The organism is Micromonospora sp. NPDC003776 (assembly GCF_053605645.1).
Map to the genome: position 1 here is coordinate 1 of NZ_JBSGJR010000519.1, position 5,004 is coordinate 5,004.

Sequence of the window (5,004 nt, forward strand, 5' to 3'; positions counted from 1 at the left end):
TACCGGACTACGGTGACGGCGGGAGAGATGCTGGCCCGGGTGCTGCGCGCCCTCGACGACCAGCAGCAGCCGGCGCCCGGCCACCAGCGAGCGGAACCAGCCGGCCCGTTCATCGGTGTTCCCGGGCACGTCAGCCGCCGGCACGCCGAGGGCGCGCAGCACCCGGGCCAGCATCTCTCCCGCCGTCACCGTAGTCCGGTAGCCGAGGTCCACGAAGACCTGCCCGTCGGGAAACTGGGCGGAGACGGCATGCCCGGCGCGTACCGCGAGGGTGGTCTTGCCGCTGCCCGGGGCGCCGGTCACGACCACGGCGGCAGGTGTTCCAGCGGTCATGGCCGCGACCACGTCGGCGGTCTCCCGGGTACGCCCGACGTAGGTGACCGGGTCCGCCGGCAGCTCCCGGGGCACCGCCCAGCCGACGGCGGGCCGGACCTCCGCGACCGGCGCCGGCGCGATGACGACAGACGCGCCCGGCGCGACGTACGACAGCTCCGGCGCCCGGTCCAGCATCGCCCGGTGCAGCCGAGCCAGCTCCTCGCCGGGCTCGAGGCCGAGCTGCTCGTCGAGGACGGCCCGGGCGTCCCGGTAGACGGTGAGCGCGGCCGGCACGTCCCCGCACCGGTAGAGGGCGAGCATCAGATGCCCCCATGCGCGTTCCCGCAGCGGGTGGGCGGCGAGGTGCCCGCGCAGTTCGGAGAGGACGTGGGCGTGCTCACCGGCGGCCAGCCGCGCCTCGGCCAGTTCCTCGAACACCTGCAGCCGCTGCTCGTCGAGGGCGGCCCACCGGTTGTCCAGGGCGGTGCCGCGGGGCAGGCCGTCGCCGGACGGGCCCCGCCACCAGGCCAGCGCCGTGCTCAGCGTCTCGATGGCGCCGGCGGGGTCGGCCGAGGCGAGCAGGGACCGCCCCTCCCCCGCCAGCCGCTGGAACTCGGTCACGTCCAGCTCGTGCGGCGCCAGCCGCAGCTCGTACGCCTGTGGCCGGGCGACCAGCCGGTCGCCCAGCGTGCGCCGCAGGCCGGCGGCGTGGGTACGGAGATTCGCCTTGGCGGAGGTCGGTGGGTGGTCGGACCAGACCATCTGGGCCAGCCGGGGCAGGGGGACCGAGTGGTTCGCCTCGATCGCCAGCCCGGCCAGGACGGCCCGTCGTTTCGCCGCGCCGGGCGTGACGGCCTGGCCGTCGACGCACAGCTCCGCCGTGCCGAGTAGCCGAATCTGCAGTTCCATCGCGCCGCTCCCCCGTTGACCCTTGACGCGCCGACCAGGCTAAGTGCCCGCTTCGTGGCCAACAAGGAACAAACCAGACAGTTAAGCGTGACGAACGTCAATGTCATTTGACGGGGTGTCGCGGTAACAAAAACGCCGCCGGGAACGCTCCCGGCGGCGCATGACGGACAGTGACCGGACGCGATGCGCGTACCCATGGCCTTCCCGCGCGTGCCACCCCGCCGCCGCCTGGGCGAACCCGCGCGACAGGGAGCGGTGTCAGTCCACCTGGAAAGAAGATCCGCGCCAACCGGCCGAAGGGACGCGACCAGCGCACCCTTACGATCCGTCACCTCTCCCGGACGGCTCTCTCGCTGATCCGGTCGGAGCCTGCGGCTGGCGTCACGTATCGCCGACACTCAGCCGAACAGATGATCACGCGACCGTCCCGCATGGGGGGACGCTGTCGCCTGCGCGGCCGTGGCAGCTCAGCCCGACGCGGGGCCGTCGCCTTCGTCCTCATAGGTCTCGCACGGGACGAGACCGTCGATGAACGCATCGAACGACTCGGCGACCCGCCGGGGCACCCGATCCTCGCCGATGTACGCGACCGCGGGCTCACCCTGCGGGCCGCAGTCGGAGTAGTCCAGCATGACGGTGTCGTGGCCGGCCATCGGCGTCACCCCGATCACCACCCCGATCTCCGGATAACCCCACTCGGCCACCAGATCCGCGGAGCAGGCGTCGACCCCCTCCTCGTATCCGATGCCCAGGATGACGTCCACCGCGAAGTGGTCCTCCGCCCACGACGTCCGGAAGTTCGTGGGGTGGCAGGTGCGCCGCAGCACGCCCCCGTTCCGCCGCGACAGCAGCCGCAGGTAGCTCCAGGGCAACCGGACCCCGAGAGTCTCCTCCGCCCGGCGGACCGTCTCGTCGGTGAGCGGAGGCCCGGTCCACGGCGATGGTGCGTCCTCGAACGGAGACGTCATCGGACTCCTATGGCTACTCATCGATTAGGAAGGTCTCCAGCACGACCGGGTCGGCCCAGACAGCGTAGGCGAACACGGGCCGCGCGACGTCCTCGCGCTGCTGTCGTCGATCAGGACCGTCCGGGTCCGCCGGCCGTACCGGACCTCGTACCGCACTCACGGTCCGTGGGTGGTTGGGGTAGGCCATCCCGCCTGCCCTCGACCCGGGCAAGCCGAGCAGACCACCGCCCAACCCGCCAGCGTCCGACCGTGCGTCGAGCGACGAGGCACGGCGCTTTTTGGAGTCGGCCCGCGCCGACGACGACCCGCTCTACGCCGCGTACGTCCTGGTCCTGGTGCTCGGTCTGCGCAAGGGCGAAATGTTGGGGCTCACCTGGGCCGACGTCGACCTCGACGCGGGGGAGTTGACCATCGACCGGCAGCTCCAGCGGGTCGGTGCCGAACTGCTGCACCGGGAGACCAAGACGGCCGCCTCGGACGCCACTCTGCCGCTGCCGGACATCTGCACCGTGGCCCTGAGCCGTCGCTGTGCCGCCCAAGCTGCCGCCCGGGACGCGGCCGGCCCGGCCTGGCAGCCGTCGGAACTCGTCTTCACCACCCGCTACGGCCGGCCGGTCGAGCCGCGCAACTTCAACCGCTTCTGGGACCGGCGCTGCGACGCGGCCGGAGTCCGGCGGATCACCGTCAGGGACGCACGGCGGACCTGTGCCTCGCTCCTGGCCGACCTGGACGTGCATTCCCGGGTGGCGATGCAGATCCTTCGGCACGCGCAGTTCGCCATCACCATGGAGATCTACACGGTGGTGTCCTCGGCGGCCACCCGCGACGCCCTCAAGCGGCTCGGCCAGACGCTCCACCGGTGAAGGGTGGGCATGCCGCTCAGTCGCGCATGCTCGGCCAGGATTGCGGCCACCCTTCCAGGCGCATCACTATTCGCAGGAGGCTTGCCTCAAACGCGGCCTCGTCAAGCTCGCCTCCCCGGCGACGGGACCACAACTCGCTCAGGTCGTCTTCGATGGAACCCAGTTCGATGAGTCGATCGGCGCAGGCGAGGCTTCCCTGACGTGCCTCGGCCGGGTTGTCGGGGCTGGTGGTCATCTTGTCTGCGACCACGGTCAGTGTGCAGCGTGCTTCTGCCGTGATGCCACGGCCGGCGGTCTCCACCGCCCGCAAGGTCCCCTCGGGTCCTTGGACGATCTCGACGAACAGGCCGAGGAGCCGCGAATTGCGCACGAGCCGTCCGTCCGTCATCAGCCGCCCTTCCGCTGTCCCGTCCGTAGCCGCTTCCGACAGCGTTCCAGACACAGGAAGTCAGGCTGGCGGTCGGTCCACTGCTGTACTTCGCTGCTGTACCGGCCCCGATCGCGGCAACAGCGGCCCCGGTCGGAGCCGCTGACCTGCGGAGGAGTGGGCCGCCAGGGACTCGAACCCTGAACCGTCCAGTCGAGGACCTGCCGCGTCAGCTCCAACCGACGTTCCGGGGAGAGCCGGTCGACAACCTCGGCCTCGTGCACCATTTCCCGGTCCCACAGCGTTCCCACTGCTCAGCCCAATCCCACAGTCCTAACCGCGGGCGCTTCGAGGACGAGGGAGAGGTCAGCCATCATGAGCTCCTTCTCGGCAGAGACTCGTACGTAGGTCACCGTCCCGCTACGTATCCAACCACTGCCAATCCCCGGGAACGCGGGTGGCCATGACCTCCCGCACCTCGGGCCGCCGTCCCATTACCCAGACGGAATTGTCACCGTCTTCGCGAGGACGCCGGGTCCGTCGAAGTAGAACTCGGCAGGTCTGAGCATCGCATCGTGCAGCCGCAGAGCGTCCTGCCGCTTCCCCAACAGGCCGTGAGAATCCCGAAGGAGGGGCGGGAATGAGAATCCGAGGGCCTCTTCGACGGCTGCCAGTTCGGCAGCTGAGAAGCCGTCGTCGGCCTCGATGCCCCCCATCCACTCGTCCATGAAGGCACGGCACAACTCCAGCGCCCGCCGCGGATCCCAGGAACCGGTGGTGGCCACCTCGACGAAGCTCATCCCCGCGTCCAGACGAGCGATCCGCGCCAAGTCCTGGAAGAGAGCTGGTTTGCACCCTCCTCCGCTACGTCATCGCGAGACCGCCATGTCGTCAGGCGACTACGACATGCACGTCCTACCTCCGCACCTGGCTTCGATCACCGATAGTGCGCGTACACCAGGGCCAGGCGATCACGCCCGTGGCGTCGAGCATTATCCCGAATCGTGTCGACGCTCTCGTCAGCCAACAGGCGCCCGATGTCCCTGGCCTGACAGCGCTCCTCCGCGCTGAGCAGGTGGTGGCCGGTCCTCGCCTCGATCCTGAAGGCAGCGTTCTGGGCAGCCACGGAGCACTGCGTGACGGCGGACACCGACCCTTCGGCGACCAACCGCAGCGCCGAATGAAGGACGACCACCGCATGGAGGGCGTGGGCGTCGGGACCGATGAGTTCGTCTCCGACCCGCATCTCCCGCAGGCCCTCCAGTACGTGAGCGGCCACGGCGTATCGGAGAGAATCGGCCGTGACCGGGGCCCACAGGAGTTCCAGTGCCTCATGGTACTGGTCGAGGTCGTCGTGGCGGCCATCCTCGGAGACCACCCAGAACAGGATTCCGGATGCTCGCTCAGCGCAAGCTGCGGCAAAGAGAGCAGCCTCCTCGATCGAGGTGATGCCTTGTAAACCCTCGTGGAGCGTCAACGTTCATCACCCTAGTACTCCAGCCGGGGTTGTTGACCTTGGCTGAGCTGCGGTTCGATGCGATGCGGGAACGAGGGCAGCCACCGTCGATCATGGACGGTTGTG

5 protein-coding genes and 1 pseudogene are annotated in these 5,004 nt (G+C 69.7%); 1 reads left to right on the forward strand and 5 read right to left on the reverse strand.

Annotated elements, in window-relative coordinates; genetic code table 11:
• Positions 1-1,224: BTAD domain-containing putative transcriptional regulator (locus ACWEVO_RS29795; protein ID WP_452310799.1), on the reverse strand; the 1,224-nt coding region annotated here is incomplete at its 3' end.
• Between the two features lie 467 nt (positions 1,225-1,691).
• Positions 1,692-2,192: an SMI1/KNR4 family protein gene (locus ACWEVO_RS29800; protein WP_452310800.1), complete on the reverse strand. Its 501-nt coding sequence runs from the start codon at positions 2,190-2,192 to the stop codon at positions 1,692-1,694.
• 254 nt (positions 2,193-2,446) lie between these two features.
• Here ACWEVO_RS29800 and ACWEVO_RS29805 point away from each other — a divergent pair.
• A pseudogene (locus ACWEVO_RS29805) lies at positions 2,447-3,055 on the forward strand (site-specific integrase); the annotation flags it as partial.
• Positions 3,056-3,071: 16 nt separating this feature from the next.
• On the opposite strand, the gene ACWEVO_RS29810 reads toward ACWEVO_RS29805, so the two are convergent.
• The 3 genes from ACWEVO_RS29810 to ACWEVO_RS29820 form a co-directional block, all read right to left on the reverse strand.
• Positions 3,072-3,443 (reverse strand): hypothetical protein, encoded by a 372-nt coding sequence (locus ACWEVO_RS29810; protein ID WP_452310801.1) that lies wholly within the window; start codon positions 3,441-3,443, stop codon positions 3,072-3,074.
• Positions 3,444-3,916: 473 nt separating this feature from the next.
• Positions 3,917-4,222, reverse strand: coding sequence for a hypothetical protein (locus tag ACWEVO_RS29815; RefSeq protein WP_452310802.1), 306 nt, complete (start codon positions 4,220-4,222; stop codon positions 3,917-3,919).
• 137 nt (positions 4,223-4,359) lie between these two features.
• Positions 4,360-4,899, reverse strand: a complete 540-nt coding sequence (locus ACWEVO_RS29820; RefSeq protein ID WP_452310803.1) for a hypothetical protein — start codon at positions 4,897-4,899, stop codon at positions 4,360-4,362.
• Positions 4,900-5,004 lie beyond the last annotated feature (105 nt).